This window comes from Trinickia sp. (assembly GCF_051953405.1).
Classification (GTDB): domain Bacteria; phylum Pseudomonadota; class Gammaproteobacteria; order Burkholderiales; family Burkholderiaceae; genus Trinickia.
On record NZ_JBQCIV010000051.1, the window covers coordinates 1 to 16,010 of the forward strand.

At 64.5% G+C, this 16,010-nt stretch carries 11 protein-coding genes and 1 pseudogene; 10 read left to right on the forward strand and 2 right to left on the reverse strand.

Annotation, left to right across the window (positions count from 1 at the left end):
- From ACTHN9_RS08020 to ACTHN9_RS08030, 3 genes are all read left to right on the forward strand, one after another.
- Positions 1-1,339, forward strand: a 1,339-nt coding sequence (locus ACTHN9_RS08020; protein ID WP_440536227.1) for an adenylosuccinate synthase, incomplete at its 5' end; no start/stop codon positions are given.
- Between the two features lie 3 nt (positions 1,340-1,342).
- A complete protein-coding gene (locus ACTHN9_RS08025; RefSeq protein WP_440536228.1) occupies positions 1,343-1,930 on the forward strand; it encodes a phosphoribosyltransferase in 588 nt (195 codons plus the stop codon).
- Positions 1,931-2,079: 149 nt separating this feature from the next.
- Positions 2,080-3,972: a potassium transporter Kup gene (locus ACTHN9_RS08030; RefSeq protein ID WP_440536229.1), complete on the forward strand. Its 1,893-nt coding sequence runs from the start codon at positions 2,080-2,082 to the stop codon at positions 3,970-3,972.
- A 150-nt stretch (positions 3,973-4,122) separates the two neighbouring features.
- On the opposite strand, the gene ACTHN9_RS08035 is transcribed toward ACTHN9_RS08030, so the two are convergent.
- On the reverse strand, positions 4,123-6,444 hold the full coding sequence (locus ACTHN9_RS08035; RefSeq protein ID WP_440536230.1) for a Tex family protein: 2,322 nt from the start codon (positions 6,442-6,444) through the stop codon (positions 4,123-4,125).
- 139 nt (positions 6,445-6,583) lie between these two features.
- Between ACTHN9_RS08035 and ACTHN9_RS08040 the strand changes: the two genes are divergently transcribed.
- The 3 genes from ACTHN9_RS08040 (at position 6,584) to ACTHN9_RS08050 (ending at position 10,084) form a co-directional block, all read left to right on the forward strand.
- On the forward strand, positions 6,584-7,396 hold the full coding sequence (locus tag ACTHN9_RS08040) for a colicin transporter (RefSeq protein WP_440536231.1): 813 nt from the start codon (positions 6,584-6,586) through the stop codon (positions 7,394-7,396).
- Positions 7,397-7,486: 90 nt separating this feature from the next.
- Positions 7,487-7,702 carry a DUF465 domain-containing protein gene (locus tag ACTHN9_RS08045; RefSeq protein ID WP_440536232.1) on the forward strand — a complete coding sequence of 72 codons (216 nt, stop codon included), beginning with the start codon at positions 7,487-7,489 and terminating at the stop codon, positions 7,700-7,702.
- A gap of 60 nt (positions 7,703-7,762) precedes the next feature.
- Positions 7,763-10,084 (forward strand): ATP-dependent DNA helicase, encoded by a 2,322-nt coding sequence (locus ACTHN9_RS08050; RefSeq protein ID WP_440536233.1) that lies wholly within the window; start codon positions 7,763-7,765, stop codon positions 10,082-10,084.
- 223 nt (positions 10,085-10,307) lie between these two features.
- Here the strand turns inward: ACTHN9_RS08050 and ACTHN9_RS08055 are convergent, their stop codons facing one another.
- Positions 10,308-11,153 carry an outer membrane protein assembly factor BamD gene (locus tag ACTHN9_RS08055; RefSeq protein WP_440536237.1) on the reverse strand — a complete coding sequence of 282 codons (846 nt, stop codon included), beginning with the start codon at positions 11,151-11,153 and terminating at the stop codon, positions 10,308-10,310.
- A gap of 71 nt (positions 11,154-11,224) precedes the next feature.
- Between ACTHN9_RS08055 and ACTHN9_RS08060 the strand changes: the two genes are divergently transcribed.
- The 4 genes and pseudogenes from ACTHN9_RS08060 to ACTHN9_RS08075 form a co-directional block, all read left to right on the forward strand.
- Entirely contained in the window at positions 11,225-12,421 is a 1,197-nt protein-coding gene (locus ACTHN9_RS08060; RefSeq protein WP_440536234.1) for an RluA family pseudouridine synthase, read from the forward strand.
- Between the two features lie 16 nt (positions 12,422-12,437).
- Positions 12,438-13,283: a peptidoglycan editing factor PgeF gene (pgeF, locus tag ACTHN9_RS08065; protein ID WP_440536235.1), complete on the forward strand. Its 846-nt coding sequence runs from the start codon at positions 12,438-12,440 to the stop codon at positions 13,281-13,283.
- A gap of 368 nt (positions 13,284-13,651) precedes the next feature.
- Positions 13,652-15,577, forward strand: a complete 1,926-nt coding sequence (phaC, locus tag ACTHN9_RS08070; RefSeq protein ID WP_440536236.1) for a class I poly(R)-hydroxyalkanoic acid synthase — start codon at positions 13,652-13,654, stop codon at positions 15,575-15,577.
- 117 nt (positions 15,578-15,694) lie between these two features.
- A pseudogene (locus tag ACTHN9_RS08075) lies at positions 15,695-16,010 on the forward strand (acetyl-CoA C-acetyltransferase); the annotation flags it as partial.

Genomic DNA, 16,010 nt, shown 5'->3' on the forward strand with positions numbered 1-16,010 from the left:
CAGCGCAGTGAATGCAGCCCCGGGACGCAATGTCGTCGTGGTCGGGACTCAATGGGGTGATGAAGGCAAGGGCAAGATCGTCGACTGGCTGACGGACCACGCGCAAGGCGTCGTACGTTTCCAGGGCGGCCACAATGCCGGTCACACGCTCATCATCGGCGGCAAGAAGACGATTCTGCGCTTGATTCCGTCGGGCATCATGCGTGCTGGCGTCGCTTGCTACATCGGCAATGGCGTCGTGCTTTCCCCCGAGGCGCTGTTCAAGGAAATCGAAGAACTCGAGGCCGCCGGCATCGACGTGCGTAAGCGCCTTTTCATTTCCGAGGCGACCACCCTGATTCTCCCGCACCACGTCGCGATCGACCAGGCGCGCGAAGCGCGTCGCGGCGCCAGCAAGATCGGCACGACCGGGCGCGGCATCGGGCCGGCCTACGAGGATAAGGTCGGCCGTCGCGCCCTGCGCGTGCAAGACCTGTTCACGCCGCAAACTTTCGCCGATCGCCTGCGCGAAAATCTCGATTTCCACAATTTCGTGCTCACCCAGTATCTGGGTGCCGCTGCTGTCGATTTCCAGCAAACGCTCGACACGATGCTCGGATACGCCGAACGTCTGGCGCCGATGGTCACGGACGTCTCGCGTCGTTTGTACGACGAAAACGAGGCCGGTCGCAATTTGCTGTTCGAAGGCGCGCAAGGCACGCTGCTCGATATCGATCACGGCACCTATCCGTTCGTGACGTCGAGCAATTGCGTCGCGGGCGCCGCATCGGCGGGCGCGGGCGTCGGGCCGCAAAAGCTGCACTACATTCTGGGCATCACCAAGGCCTATTGCACGCGGGTGGGTTCGGGGCCGTTCCCGAGCGAACTGTACGACGCGGACAATCCGCAGCGTCAAGAGGCGGTCGGTGTCACGCTGGCGAACGTCGGCAAGGAGTTCGGCTCGGTGACGGGGCGTCCTCGCCGTACGGGTTGGCTCGATGCCGCCGCGCTGCGTCGCTCGATACAAATCAACGGCGTGTCGGGCCTGTGCATGACCAAGCTCGATGTGCTCGACGGCCTCGACGAAGTGAAGCTATGCGTCGGCTACAAGATGGACGGTAAGAGCGTCGATCTCCTGCCGCGCGGCGCGGCCGAAGTGGCGCGTTGCGAGCCCGTGTACGAGACGTTCGGCGGCTGGAAGGAAAGCACCATCGGCATCACGCAATGGAGCGAACTGCCGGCCAATGCACAGGCGTACCTTACGCGCGTGCAGGAAGTGGCCGGAGTGCCGATCGATATGGTGTCGACGGGGCCGGATCGCGACGAAACGATCCTGTTGCGTCATCCGTTCAAGGTTTGAGCGATGACGCAGGACATGACGATGATCGCCATGAAGGATCCGCGCAACGACGACAAGAACCTCTGGGTGAGCTGGGACGAGTATCACCGGCTGATCGAGCTGTTGGCGCTGGGCGTACACGATTCGGGTTGGAAGTTCGACAACATCTTGTGCCTGGCGCGTGGCGGGCTACGCGTTGGGGATCAACTCTCGCGCATCTACGACTTGCCGCTGGCCATACTTGCGACGAGTTCGTACCGTGAAGCAGCGGGCACGCAACAGGGCGAACTCGATATCGCCCAATACATCACGATGACGCGCGGCGACTTGTCCGGGAACGTCTTGCTCGTCGACGATCTCGTGGATTCCGGCGTGACGCTGGCCCGTGTGCAGCAGCATTTGAAGGAGCGCTATCCGGCCGTGACGGCGGTGCGCTCGGCCGTGCTTTGGTACAAAGGCTGTTCGAAGGTCAAGCCGGACTATTTCGTTCAGCATTTGCCCACGAACCCTTGGATTCACCAGCCGTTCGAGGAATGGGATACGGTCCGCCCGCACAATCTGGGTGCGTGGATCAAACGCGGCGTCTCCCAAGATTCGGCGGCAGGCACATAAGTTGCGGTCTGGTCGATTGCGGCACATGCGCAGGCATCGACAATGTGAGCGGAGTCGACCCACTCCGCTCTTTTTTTGTGTATTCGACATCGATGCACCGCTAGAATAGCGCTCGCTCTCGGCTTATCCGGTATGAACCGGTTGCGTTTATGACAGACAACAACCACGACAACCTTCGTCGGCATTCGTTGCCGTCGCTTGCGATGGCGGCGATCGGCGTCGTGTTCGGCGACATCGGCACGAGCCCGCTGTATTCGCTCAAAGAAGCATTCAGTCCCGCCCACGGTATCGCGCTGACCGATCATTCGATCCTCGGCGTCATCTCGTTATTGTTCTGGGCGATTATCTTCGTGGTCTCGATCAAGTACGTGTTGTTCGTGATGCGCGCGGACAACAACGGCGAAGGTGGCGTGCTGGCATTGATGGCACTCTCGTTGCGTCCGTTTGCAATGGGCTCGCGCGTCGCAGGCGTGTTGATGATGCTCGGCATCTTCGGCGCCTGCATGTTCTACGGCGACGCCGTCATTACGCCTGCGATTTCCGTTATTTCGGCTGTCGAAGGGCTCGAAATCGCGACGCCCGAACTGTCGCATCTCGTTTTGCCGATCACGATGGTGATTCTCGTGGCGCTGTTTTGGATCCAGCGTCACGGCACGTCCCTCGTGGGTAAGCTGTTCGGGCCGATCATGCTCGTTTGGTTTGCGACGATCGCCGTGATGGGCGTGGCCCACATCATGCGGGCCCCGCAAATCATCGCCGCGCTCAATCCGTATTACGCATTCTCCTTCATGCATGCGCACATGCTGCAGGCGTATGTCGTGCTCGGATCCGTTTTCCTGGTGCTGACCGGCGCGGAAGCGCTGTATGCGGACATGGGCCACTTCGGCGCTCGGCCGATCCGCCTCGCGTGGTATGTGCTCGTCATGCCGTCGCTCGTGCTCAATTACTTCGGGCAGGGCGCGCTGCTCATGCAAAACCCGAAGGCAATCGAGAATCCGTTTTTCCTGATGGCGCCCGACTGGGCCTTGCTGCCCTTGGTGGTGCTGTCGACTGTGGCCACCGTCATTGCCTCGCAGGCGGTGATTTCCGGTGCCTATTCGCTCACGAGCCAGGCCATTGCCCTTGGCTATGTGCCGCGAATGAAGGTGCTGCACACCTCCGAACTCGCCATCGGGCAGATCTACGTGCCGGTGGTGAATTGGATGTTGTTGTTCATCATTCTGTGTGTCGTACTGGGGTTCAAGAGTTCGGACAATCTCGCCGCCGCGTACGGTATCGCCGTGACCACGACCATGGTGATCACGACGGTCTTGGCCTGCGTCGTGATGGTCAAAGTGTGGAATTGGAACAAGGCGCTCGTCGCGGTGATCATCGCGGCGTTCATGACGGTCGACGTCGCCTTCTTCGGCGCGAACTTGCTCAAGGTGGCCGAGGGCGGCTGGTTGCCGCTCGGCATCGGGGCCTTGCTGTTCTTCCTGCTGATGACCTGGTACAAGGGGCGTTTGCTTGTCAAAGAGCGCACGGCTGCCGACGGTATTCCGCTCGCACCGTTCGTGCAGGGACTCTTGGCGCACCCGCCGCACCGCGTATCGGGCACCGCGATCTACCTGACGGGCAGCGATTCGCTCGTACCCGTCAGCTTGCTGCATAACCTCAAGCACAACAAAGTACTGCACGAGCGGACCATCTTCCTGACCTTCGTGACGCGCGACATCCCTTATGTGAAGGACGACGAGCGCATTACGATGAAGGAGGTCGGCGGCGGCTTGTATCTCGTCCGAGCGGTCTATGGTTTCAACGAAACGCCCGATGTGAAAGCGGTGCTGTTCGAACTCGAGCGGATGTGCGGCATGCAGTTCGAACTCATGGATACCTCGTTCTTCTTGGCGCGGGAAACGGTTGTGCCGACGCAACTGCCGGGCATGTCGATTCTGCGCGAGCGCATCTTCGCCTGGATGCATCAGAACGCGGCGAAACCGACGGACTTTTTCCGGATTCCGGCCAATCGCGTCGTGGAACTCGGGACGAAGATCGAAATTTGAACGCGTGAACTTGTTATAGCGGCGATTTTTTGCCGCTGCTCGCCATGCGCTCGCCAAGAAAAAGCCGCGCCCGAAGGTCGGGGCGCGGCTTTTTTATCGACCGGTCGCTCGCGATGGAGCGATCGGTTTGCGTACGACAGCTAGGCCGACTCAGCGCTGCTTGAGCTTGGCGAAGGCCGCGGCCATTGCGCCGGCCGGCTCCGCATCGCGCGTACGCTGCGGCGCCCGCGTGTTGCCGCTGGGGCGGCTCGCGCCGCCACGTTCATCGCGCGAGGCGGGAGCGGCGTCGTCGGCAAGACGCATCGTCAGTGCAATACGTTGACGCTTGACGTCGACGTCGATCACCTTGACCTTGACGACCTGTCCCGCTTTCACCACTTCATGCGGGTCTTTGATGAATTTGGTCGACATTGCCGAGACGTGAACGAGCCCGTCCTGGTGTACACCGATATCGACGAATGCGCCGAAGGCGGCCACGTTCGTGACGACGCCTTCCAAAACCATTCCTGGCGCGAGATCGGAGATTTTCTCGACGCCTTCGCGGAACGTTGCCGTCTTGAACTCGGGGCGGGGATCGCGGCCCGGCTTTTCGAGTTCGGCGAGGATGTCGCGCACGGTTGGCAGGCCGAAGCGCTCGTCGACGAACTCCGCGGGCGATAAGCCGCCGAGTGCTTCGCGATTGCCGAGGACGTCGCCGATCTGTTTGCGGATCTTCGCCAGCATGCGCTCGACCACGGGGTACGCTTCCGGGTGGACCGACGAGCGATCGAGCGGATTTTCGCCGCCGTTGATGCGCAGGAAGCCCGCGGCTTGCTCGAACGTTTTGTCGCCGAGGCGCGGCACCTTGCGCAGATGCTCGCGCGAGGGGAAGGGGCCGTTTGCGTCGCGATACTCGACGATGTTGCGTGCCAGCGTGCTGTTCAGGCCCGAGACGCGAGCAAGCAGGGCAATCGAGGCCGTGTTCGCATCGACGCCGACCGCGTTCACGCAGTCTTCCACGACGGCGTCGAGCGAGCGGGCCAGTTCGCGCTGATTGACATCATGCTGGTATTGGCCGACGCCGATCGCCTTCGGCTCGATCTTGACGAGTTCCGCGAGCGGATCTTGCAGGCGGCGGGCGATCGAAACGGCCCCACGCAACGACACGTCGAGATCCGGAAACTCCTTGGCCGCCAGTTCAGAAGCCGAGTACACGGATGCGCCGGCTTCCGATACCACGATCTTCTGCAGCTTCAGTTCAGGGTGGCGGGCGATCAGCTCGCTCGCCAATTTGTCCGTCTCGCGCGACGCCGTCCCATTGCCGATGCTGATCAGCTCCGCCTGCGTTTGCGCGGCGATCCGAGCGAGCTTGGCCAGCGAGCCGTCCCAGTCGCGGCGCGGCTCGTGCGGATAGATGGTATCGGTGGCCAGCAGCTTGCCGGTGCGGTCGACCACCGCCACTTTGACGCCCGTACGCAAGCCGGGGTCGAGACCGATCACAGCCTTGGGGCCGGCCGGCGCGGCGAGCAGCAAGTCTTTGAGGTTGCGGGCGAAGACGCGGATCGCCTCGTGTTCGGCCGTTTCCCGCAGTTGCGTCAGCATTTCGTTTTCGAGATGCGGCTGCACTTTGACGCGCCAGCACCAGCGGCAAACGTCGGAGAGCCACTTATCGGCCGGGCGACCCTGGTTCGAGATGCCGACGTGACGCGCGATCAGTGCTTCGCAGGGATGCGGCACTTGCGCGTCCAGTTCTTCGCCGAGGCCGAGCTTGATCATCAGCACGCCGGCATTGCGCCCGCGGAACAGGGCGAGCGCCCGGTGCGAGGGCACGGTTTTCCATGTCTCGGCGTAGTCGTAGTAATCGCGAAACTTCTCGCCTTCTTCGTGTTCCTTGCCGTCGACGACCGATGAGGAGACGATGCCGCGCTCCGACAGATAGTCGCGCAGCTTCCCGAGCAATTCCGCCGTTTCCCCGAATTGCTCGGAGAGGATGTCGCGGGCACCGTCGAGCGCCGCTTTGACATCGGCCACGCCTTTCTCGGCGTTCACGTACGCCGCCGCTTCGGTTTGCGGATCGAGGCGCGGATCGGCCAGCAACGCTTGCGCGAGCGGCTCGAGCCCCGCTTCGCGGGCGATTTGCGCACGCGTGCGGCGCTTCGGCTTATACGGGAGATAAAGGTCTTCGAGTGCTTGCTTGCTGTCGGCGGTATCGATGGCGGCGCGCAGCTCGTCGGTGAGCTTGCCTTGCTCTTCGATGCTCGCGAGGATCGTGGCGCGCCGCTCTTCCATTTCCCGCAAGTAGAGCAGCCGCTCTTCGAGCTGGCGCAACTGCGTATCGTCCAGGTTGTCGGTGACTTCCTTGCGGTAGCGGGCGATGAACGGAACGGTGGCGCCTTCGTCGAGCAGTTGCACGGCTGCGGCGACTTGGCGCGGCTGCACGGTCAGTTCGGTGGCGATGCGCTGTACGATCTTGAGTGCTACGGTGTCCGTCATAAGATGCGTTTGGCTGCGGGGCCCCCGCGGCGCGCCCGCCCGAAAAGCGCGGAAACGCCGGCCGGCGGCCGGGTTGCTGAAGCGGCGCATTTTGCCACAAATGCCCGGGCTTCCGAGCGCGGGTGTTAGAATTTCGACCATGTTCCGAACCCCGCCTACGACGTTGCCGACCTCCCGTTTCTTCGTTGCCGTGCGCGCCGCCATTGCGGCCGCGGCGGCTTTTGCGTGCTCGTTCGCGATCCCCATCGCCTCTGCACAAGACATGCCCGCCGCCGCGCCGGCTGCAGCCTCGGCCGCGAGCGGGGTCGCCGTTTCGACCGATCCCGATTTCGATACGCGTCAGAAAGCGCTCGATGCACGCACTGCCGCGAACGAGTACGCGTACGGCGTGGCCGAGCACAACTGTTATTCGAAGTTCTTCGTCAACGCCTGTTTGGGGCGGGCTCGCGACAAGATGCGGGCCGAGCGAGCGCGGATTCACGCGCAGCAGCTTGCCCTCGACGACGAGCGCCGCGCCGTGCACGCCCAGCAGCGAGACGAACAAGACGCGCTGCGCCGCGCCCGCGACGCGCAAGAGGCGCCGCAACGCGCCGCCACGGCCGCGAGCAACGTGCAGGCGTACGAGCAAAAGCAGCGTCAGCACGAACTCGATCAGGCGCAGCGAGGGGCCGAGGCGCCGCAGCACGCGGCGGACCAAGCGGCTTACGAGCGCAAGCAGGCCGACTTTCAACGCAAGCTGGATCAAGCTCGGCAAAACGCGGCGCGCGACGCGCAGGCGCGAGCGGAGCGGGCGCAGCACTTCGAGCAGAAACAGACCGACGCCGCGCAGCACAAGGCCGATGTCGAAGCCCGCCAAAAACAGGCTGCGCAAAAGGCACAGGAAAAGCAGCAGCAGGAGTTGCAGCAGCAGGAACAGCAAAAGCGCTTGCGGCAGCAGCAGGACAGCGACTGACGCAAAGGGCGGTTTTGCTGGTGGACGGTAACCTCAGGCGTGGCGGCCGCTGGGCGCGGGCGTCTCGCCTAACGAAGCGAGGAGTCGACCATGCGCGGTTATCAGGCGATCCAACCGGACACGCTCCGCGATCGCATCTTGCAATTGCAGTCGGAGCATAGTGAACTCGATCGCATGATCGATAAACTGGCGATCTCCTCGGATATCACCGATCTCGAGCTGCGGCGCTTGAAAAAGCGCAAGCTCAAGGTCAAAGACGACATTTTGTTGCTGCAATTGCAGCTCGAACCGGACAGGCACGCGTAGGCGGCGAACGGGCAAGCGTTTCGCGCCGCACGCGGTGCCCACAGTAGGGAAACGCTTGCCTTGAATTCACCGCTCGATGCCTCTACCCGGGTGCCGCTCGCCGCGACGCCCAAGCTCACCGAGGGGCAGCATGAGGGCGCCGCACAGCCGGCACCCGCTACGCCGGACGTGCGCTCGCCGCATGCGCTGGCGGCTGCGCTCGCCCCGCGTCGGCGCTCGGAACTCGATGCGATCTTCGCGAACGACGGCCTGCTTGCGCGCGCCATCGACGGTTATCGGCCGCGCGCCTCTCAGATCGAAATGGCCTGTGCCGTCGCCGCGGCGATGGAGGCATCCGGGCGTGCGATGCCGGAGCCAGCCATGTTCGAGGCGCAGCGTCGCCCGGCGCGCCGCCTGCGCGGCGAAGGCGAGGCACGCGCGGAAGCGGGCGGCAGCGGGACGGACGACAGTGCGTCGGCCGATGGCGCCGCCGGTGAAAACACCCTGATCGTGGAAGCCGGAACGGGGACGGGCAAGACTTTCGCCTATCTCGTCCCCGCCATGCTTTGGGGCGGCAAGGTGATCGTCTCCACCGGTACCAAGCACCTGCAAGATCAGCTTTTTCAGCGCGATGTGCCCACGGTGCGCGACGCGTTGGCCGTGCCCGTGTCGGTCGCGATGCTCAAGGGGCGCGCGAACTATCTCTGTCACTACTACCTGCAACGGACGGCCGACAATGGGCGCTTGCCGTCGCGGCAGGACACCGCCTATTTGCAGGACATCGTGCGCTTTGCCAAGATCACGCGCACGGGCGACAAGGCCGAACTCGCCAGTGTGCCCGAGACGGCGCCCGTGTGGTCGATGGTGACGTCGACGCGCGAGAACTGCCTCGGCCAGGAATGTCCGCACTACAAGGAATGCTTCGTCATGCAGGCTCGGCGCGAAGCCCAGCAGGCGGACATCGTCGTCGTCAACCATCATCTGTTCTTCGCCGACATCATGTTGCGCGACACCGGGATGGCGGAGCTGCTGCCCACGGCCAATACGATCGTCTTCGACGAAGCGCACCAGTTGCCCGAGACGGCCACGCTGTTTTTCGGCGAAACGCTCTCGACGGCGCAACTGCTCGAGCTTGCGCGCGACGTCGTCGCCGAAGGGCTCGCGCATGCGCGCGACGCGGTCGAATGGGTCAAGCTCGGCGCGGCGCTCGAGCGCGCGGCGCGCGACGTGCGGCTCGCGTTCAAGGACGATACGTTGCGCGTATCGGCCGCGCAACTCGGCGAAGATCACCCGCTTTACGGCGCGCTCGATGCGCTCGAGGCGGCACTCGACGCCGTGGCCGTCGCCCTTGCGGGGCAGGCCGAACGCGCCGAATCGCTCGGCGCCTGCATGCGGCGCGCGCGGGAGTTGCAAGATCAGCTTTCGCGGTGGACGTCTTTACCCGACGACACGCCGCCGGCCAAGGAGGGCGCAAGCGCGGCGTCATCGCCGAAGGACGCGAAGGACGCATCGAATCACGCCGACTTTAACGAGCGCATTCGTTGGGTCGAAGTGTTCGCGCATTCCGTTCAGTTGCACGAAACGCCGCTGTCGGTGGCCCCGATCTTCGCGAAGCAGCGCGCGGGCGTTCCCCGCGCCTGGATCTTCACGTCGGCCACGTTGTCGGTGCGCGGCGACTTCACGCACTATGCCGCTCAGATGGGGCTCGACGCCCGCCGCTCGATGACGCTGCCGAGCCCGTTCGACTACGGCACGCAAGCGTTGCTTTACGTGCCGCGCAATTTGCCGCAACCGTCGTCGCCGGCCTTCACCGACGCGGTCTTCGATGCCGCTTTGCCCGCCATCGAAGCGGCCGGCGGGGGCGTATTCGTGCTGTGCACGACGTTGCGCGCGGTCGACCGCATTGCGGGCAAGCTGCGCGACGCGATCGAAGCGCGAGGGTGGTCGACCCCGCTATTGGTTCAAGGCGATGCCAGCCGCACCGAGTTGCTCGACCGTTTCCGGGCTTACGGCAATGCGATTTTGGTGGGCAGTCAGAGCTTCTGGGAAGGCGTGGACGTGCGCGGCGACGCGCTGTCGCTCGTCGTGATCGACAAGCTGCCGTTCGCGCCGCCCGACGACCCGGTGCTCTCGGCCCGTCTCGACGCACTGACGAAGAAGGGGCTTAGCCCGTTTGCCGTGCATCAGTTGCCGCAGGCGGTCATCACGCTAAAGCAGGGCGCTGGCCGTTTGATCCGCGCCGAAACCGATCGTGGCGTGTTGATGATTTGCGATACGCGTCTGGTCGACAAGCCGTACGGCCGCCGGATTTGGCAGAGTCTTCCCCCGTTCAAACGCACACGCGAAATCGAAGTCGTGCGCGAATTCTTCGCCGAGAGCGCGGCGCAAAGGGCGGCTGAATGAAGCATAAGGCCTAAGGCCTCCGTGCAGCGCCGTGCGTGCGATGGCTGCGCGCCGTCGAATCGGCGCATGCCGCCGCCCAGGCGCGCAATGCTGCCGAACCCACCCACCCACCCACGGACGCCGCCCAAAACAAAACCCGGCCGTTTGGCCGGGTTTCGTTGTGAAGCCGTCGAGCGCTGGCGCCGCGCATCGAGCTGCCGCACCTACCCAAGCATCGGAACCGTCAGAACTGCCACCACGATTTCTTCGTGCCGGGGCGAGCGTGGCCCGTGATGTACGGGCTGTCCGGGAACGTTCCCGCCAGCACGCGGCGCGTATCGTCGGCCAGCTTCGTTTCGTTCAGCTTCGTGTACGACAGCATCATGATGTGGAGCGCGTCCTCGATGGCGGGCGCATTCTTGTATTCCTTGACCGCCAATTGTGCGCGGTTGATCGCCGCCACATAGGCGCCGCGACGATAGTAATAATCGGCGGCATGCACCTCGTACGAGGCGAGCGCATTGACGATGTAGCGCATGCGCGCCGCGGCATCCGGCGCGTACTTGCTATCGGGATATTTATCCACGACGATCTTGAACGCGTCGTACGACTCGCGCAGCGACTTCGGATCGCGCTCGCTCATGTCCTGCCCGGAGAAGCGGCCGAACAGACCGAGGTCGTCGTTGAAGTGGATCATCCCCTTCAGGTAGTACGCGTACGCGATATCCGGGTGGTCGGGGTGCAGCCGGATGAAGCGGTCGATCGCTTCGTCGGCGGCGGCCGTTTCGCCGTCTTTCCAATTGCAGTATGCGTCGTTGATTTCCGCTTGCTGAGCGAAATGACCGAATGGGTCGCGGCCCTGGAGCGCTTCGAAATACTTCGCGCACTTGCCCCAGTCGCCGCCCGACAATGCATCTTGGGCCTCCGAGTATAATTTCTGGTTTGGCCATGCGGCCGTCTCGTCGGTCTTTTGCGGCAGGCCGTGGCAACCGGCCACGAGCAACGCGGCCGCGGCAAGGGCCAGGCCGGCCGACGCGGATTGGACCGCACGCTTCGCCGCGCGGCTTGCCGCGCACGAAGCCGTGCGCATCATGGTGTTGAAGGCTCGCCGCATTTCTCCATGCATCCTAGCAATCAGTCTCACTCAGTGACCCAGTTTCAATGACCCGCACACGTCCTTCCGGCAACATGCTCGGCCCTGTCGATGAAAGCGCCGATTATAGCCGAAGCAGCAGTCCCGCCGACGCTCATACGGATGCAGTGCTCGGCGCGCGCGCCGTCGCACCCGCACTCGCCACGTCGCCCGTACCGGGCGAGGGGCCGCGCGTCGCGCTCGTGCCCGCCGCGCTGGCCGGCGAGCGCCTCGACAAAGTCCTCGCCAAGGTATTTCCGGAGTTTTCGCGCAGCCGCTTGCAGAGTTGGACCGAATCGGGCCGCGTCTTGCTGAACGGCGCGCCCGCGAAGGTACGTCAGGCCGTGCCGCTCGGTGCGCGGATCGAGCTTACCCCCGATTTTCTGCCGGAACAGCTTGCGTTTACCCCTGAGCCGGTGCCGCTCGAAGTCGTCTACGAAGACGATGCGCTAGTCGTCATCGACAAGCCGGCCGGTCTCGTCGTGCATCCTGCCGCCGGGAACTGGAGCGGGACGATTCTGAACGGCTTGCTTCATCGCTATCCGGACGCGGCGGGGCTGCCGCGGGCGGGCATCGTGCACCGGCTCGACAAGGAAACGTCCGGTCTCATGGTGATCGCGCGCACGCTCGAAGCGCAGACCGATCTCGTGCGCCAGTTGCAGGCGCGCACGGTGAAGCGCCGCTACGTCGCGCTCGTCTGGGGGGCGATGCCGCACGAAGGCATCATCGATGCGCCGATCGGCCGCGATCCGCGCGAACGCACGCGGATGGCCGTGGTGGCGGGCGCGTCGGGCAAGAGCGCGCGCACGCGCTTTCGTCTCGTCGATCAAACGGTCTGGAAGCAACAGACGGTGAGCGCGATTCATTGCGACCTCGAGACCGGGCGGACGCACCAGATTCGCGTGCATTGCGCGCATGTCGGCCATCCGCTGCTTGGCGACCCCGTCTACGGCAGCGCCCGCGGGCGTCGCTCGAGCGCGCCGTTGCCCGGCGCGTTCGCCCGGCAGGCGCTGCATGCCTGGCAGCTCGGGCTCGTGCATCCGGGCACGGGCCGCTTGATGCGCTGGCGCGCCGATCCCCCGGCCGATATGGCCGAACTCGTGCAGGCGCTGGGGTTTGGACGCGATGCGTCGGAACTGGAGGCCGACGACTTCGACGAGGATGCGTACGACGAATTCGAAGGTTTCGACGCTGGGGACGAGGACGACGATGCCGACATCGAATGATTTCAGGGCGCCAACCATGGCGAACCGCGACGAGACGACGACGGACGCGGCGCGCGTGTTGACGCAAGCCGATTGCCTGCGCCCGGCTTGGAACGTGTCGCCGCGGGTGCGCGCGTTCGTCACGACGCGCGCCGGGGGCGTGAGCCTGCCGCCGTATGGGCGCTGGGCGGGCGACCGAGAAGCGGCCGGCGGTTTGAATCTCGGGCTGCATACCGGCGACGATCCGGCACACGTCGAGTGCAACCGAGCGCGCTTGCTGTCGCTCGCCGGTGCGCGTGCGGCTTGGCTCGAGCAAGTTCACGGCGACGTCGTGGTGCGTGCCGACGAAGTGCCGCTCGATGTCCCCGTTCGCGCGGATGCGAGCGTGACGGCGGTGCCTGGCGTCGCTTGCCTCGTGATGGTGGCCGATTGCCTGCCTGTGTTGCTATGCGATCCGCTAGGACGCGCGGTAGGGGCGGCGCATGCGGGCTGGCGCGGCTTGGCGGCAGGGATTATCGAAAAGACTGCGCGGCGCGTCGCCGCACTCGCGCAGTGCGCGCCGGCTACGCTGCATGCTTACTTGGGCCCCGCAATCGGCCCGGCCGCGTTCGAAGTCGGCGACGATGTGCGCGCCGCCTTCCTCGCAGCGGCCGGCCAGGAGGAGCAGGCCGCGACTGCGCGTGCCTTTGTCCCCCGCGGGGGGACGAGCGGCAAGCATCTGGCCGATTTGTACGCACTCGCGCGCCTGCGTCTTGCGCGGCTGGGCGTGTCCGAGATCGCGGGCGGCGATCTGTGCACGGTGACGGACCGGGAACGTTTTTATTCGTATCGTCGAGACCGCGTAACGGGCAGGATGGCGGCGCTCGTCTGGTTGGCCGACTAACCGGTCGGGCGGGAGACCGGGCGTCGGATCCGCTCGTCGATGGGGCGCGTGCGCGCCCCTGCGGCGCACAAGATCGGCTGCCGCAACAGCCTTGACCGCTCTGACGTGCGAAGCGCGGCCGGCCAGGCGATCGAGCCCGCATGCCGATGCCGCCTGGCTTGCGCGGACGCAATCGACACCGGGAAAACGATAATAAAAAACTTATCGCGCTGCGGCAAAATCGGTCCAAAGCATTGACACGCCTCACGGCGGGGAGCAAGAATGACCGCTCGCATGGGTGAGCGCAGCGAGGGTCGCGAGAGTTCGCCCACGTCTGCTCGACGCCCGCCTCTCAACCAGTCTTTCTAGACTCACGGCCAAAAGCGGGTATGACTGCATCAAAACGTCGATCGACTTCTTCCCACTCCGAAACGTCTTCGAGCCGCGAGCAGCAAGCCGAAGCAGGCAACGCGGACATGCAGCGGATGTTCGAGGCTTGGACGGGCGCCTGGCGCTCTCTAGCCGATCCGAGCAAGTGGCCGTCCGCCGCGCAAGCGAGCGCGATGGCCGGCCAGGCGGCGAACGGCCATGCCGGCGGCATGCCGTTTCAGTTTCCATTTCCACTGAAGATGCCGCAGATGCCGCCCATGCCGGCAATGGGCATGCCTTCGATGGCCGACGCCCAGCAGGCGTTCGCGGGCATGAAGTTGCCCGTCGCCTCGATACCGCCCGAGCGGTTGCAGGCGCTGCAGGCCGACTACTCGCGCGATTGTCTCGCGCTGCTCCAGCAGGCGAGCGCAGCCGACAAAATCTCGCCCGAGCTTGCCGATAGGCGTTTCAGCTCCGAGGCTTGGAAGGCGACGCCGGCGTTCGCCTACACGGCAGCCTGGTATTTGCTCAACGCGCGCTATTTGCAGGCCTTGGCCGATGCTGTCGATGCCGATGGGAAAACGCGCGAGCGGATTCGCTTCGCCGTGCAGCAGTGGACGGCTGCTGCCTCCCCGAGCAATTTCCTCGCACTGAATCCCGAGGCGCAGAAGGCGCTGCTCGAAACCCACGGCGAGAGTCTGCGTCAGGGTGTCATGAATCTGCTCGCCGACATGCGCCGCGGGAAGATTTCTCAGAGCGACGAATCGCGGTTCGTGGTGGGCAAGAACATCGGCGCAACCGAGGGCGCGGTCGTTTTCGAAAACGACTTGATCCAGCTAATCCAATATCAGCCGCGGACGCCGAGCGTGTTCGAGCGGCCGCTGCTGATGGTGCCGCCTTGCATCAACAAGTTCTACATCCTCGATCTGCAGCCGGAGAGTTCGCTCGTCGCACACGCGTTGGAGAGCGGACACCAGGTCTTCATGATCTCGTGGCGCAATGTCGATGCGTCGCTCGCCGACAAAACGTGGGACGACTACATCAACGACGGCGTGCTCGCCGCGATCGACGTCGTCAAGAGCGTGAGCGGGCGGGAGCAGATCAATACGTTCGGCTTTTGTATCGGCGGCACGATGATCGCGACGGCGCTCGCGGTGCTCGCGGCACGTGGCGAACACCCGGCGGCGTCGATGACGCTGCTCACGGCCATGCTCGATTTCTCCGATACGGGGGTGCTCGACGTGTTCGTCGACGAAGCCCACGTGCGCATGCGCGAGCAAGCGATCGGGGGCGTCAACGGTGCGCCGCCGGGGCTCATGCGCGGCATCGAGTTCGCCAACGCGTTTTCGTTCCTGCGGCCGAACGATCTCGTGTGGAACTATGTCGTCGATAACTACCTCAAAGGCCGCACGCCCGCACCGTTCGACTTGCTGTACTGGAACGGCGATTCGACCAATCTGCCAGGGCCGATGTACGTCTGGTATCTGCGCAACACGTACTTGGAAAACAAGCTGCGCGAGCCGGGTGCGCTGACCGTGTGCGGCGAGTCGCTCGATTTGTCGCGCATCGACGTGCCGACCTTCATCTACGGTTCGCGCGACGACCACATCGTGCCATGGCGTACGGCTTACGCGTCCGCGCCGTTGCTCACGGGGCCGCAGCGGTTCGTGCTCGGCGCGTCGGGACATATTGCCGGCGTCATCAATCCGCCGGCGAAGGGCAAGCGCAGCTTCTGGTCGCACGAGGGCGGCGAGAAGACGCTACCGGAAAATCCGGATGATTGGTTCGATGGCGCCGTGGAAAAACCCGGCAGTTGGTGGCCGGAATGGATGGCTTGGCTCGATCAGTACGGAGGCAAGAAGGTGAAAGTGCGCGCGCAGCTCGGATCGGCGCAATACCCGGTCATCGAGCCCGCGCCGGGGCGATACGTGCAAGAGCGCGATTGAACGGGCCGCGTCGGGCCGCGCTAGACCGGCCTGCGTTAGATCGTCGCGCTGGAAGGTTTTTAACTACGATGTGCGGCTGCTCGGAAAGCGGCCGCCTCACCCGCAAGGAGTCACAAAATGACTGACGTAGTGATCGTATCGGCGGCGCGTACCGCCGTCGGCAAGTTTGGCGGCTCGCTCGCAAAGATTTCCGCGCCCGAACTCGGCGCGACCGTCGTTCGCGCGGTGCTCGAGCGCGCGGGCGTGAAGCCCGAGCAGGTGAGCGAAGTCATCCTGGGCCAGGTGCTCGCGGCAGGTTCGGGCCAAAATCCCGCGCGCCAGTCGCTGATCAAGGCGGGGTTGCCCGCGGCCGTGCCGGGCATGACCATCAACAAGGTGTGCGGTTCGGGTCTGAAGGCCGTCATGCTGGCGGCCAACGCGGTGATCGCGGGCG

Coding starts and splice junctions, on each gene's coding strand:
- ACTHN9_RS08025 (WP_440536228.1), top strand. CDS start 1,343: ATGACGCAGGACATGACGATGATCGCCATGAAGGATCCGCGCAACGAC.
- ACTHN9_RS08030 (WP_440536229.1), top strand. CDS start 2,080: ATGACAGACAACAACCACGACAACCTTCGTCGGCATTCGTTGCCGTCG.
- ACTHN9_RS08035 (WP_440536230.1), bottom strand. CDS start 6,444: ATGACGGACACCGTAGCACTCAAGATCGTACAGCGCATCGCCACCGAA.
- ACTHN9_RS08040 (WP_440536231.1), top strand. CDS start 6,584: ATGTTCCGAACCCCGCCTACGACGTTGCCGACCTCCCGTTTCTTCGTT.
- ACTHN9_RS08045 (WP_440536232.1), top strand. CDS start 7,487: ATGCGCGGTTATCAGGCGATCCAACCGGACACGCTCCGCGATCGCATC.
- ACTHN9_RS08055 (WP_440536237.1), bottom strand. CDS start 11,153: ATGCGCACGGCTTCGTGCGCGGCAAGCCGCGCGGCGAAGCGTGCGGTC.
- ACTHN9_RS08060 (WP_440536234.1), top strand. CDS start 11,225: ATGACCCGCACACGTCCTTCCGGCAACATGCTCGGCCCTGTCGATGAA.
- pgeF (WP_440536235.1), top strand. CDS start 12,438: ATGGCGAACCGCGACGAGACGACGACGGACGCGGCGCGCGTGTTGACG.
- phaC (WP_440536236.1), top strand. CDS start 13,652: ATGACTGCATCAAAACGTCGATCGACTTCTTCCCACTCCGAAACGTCT.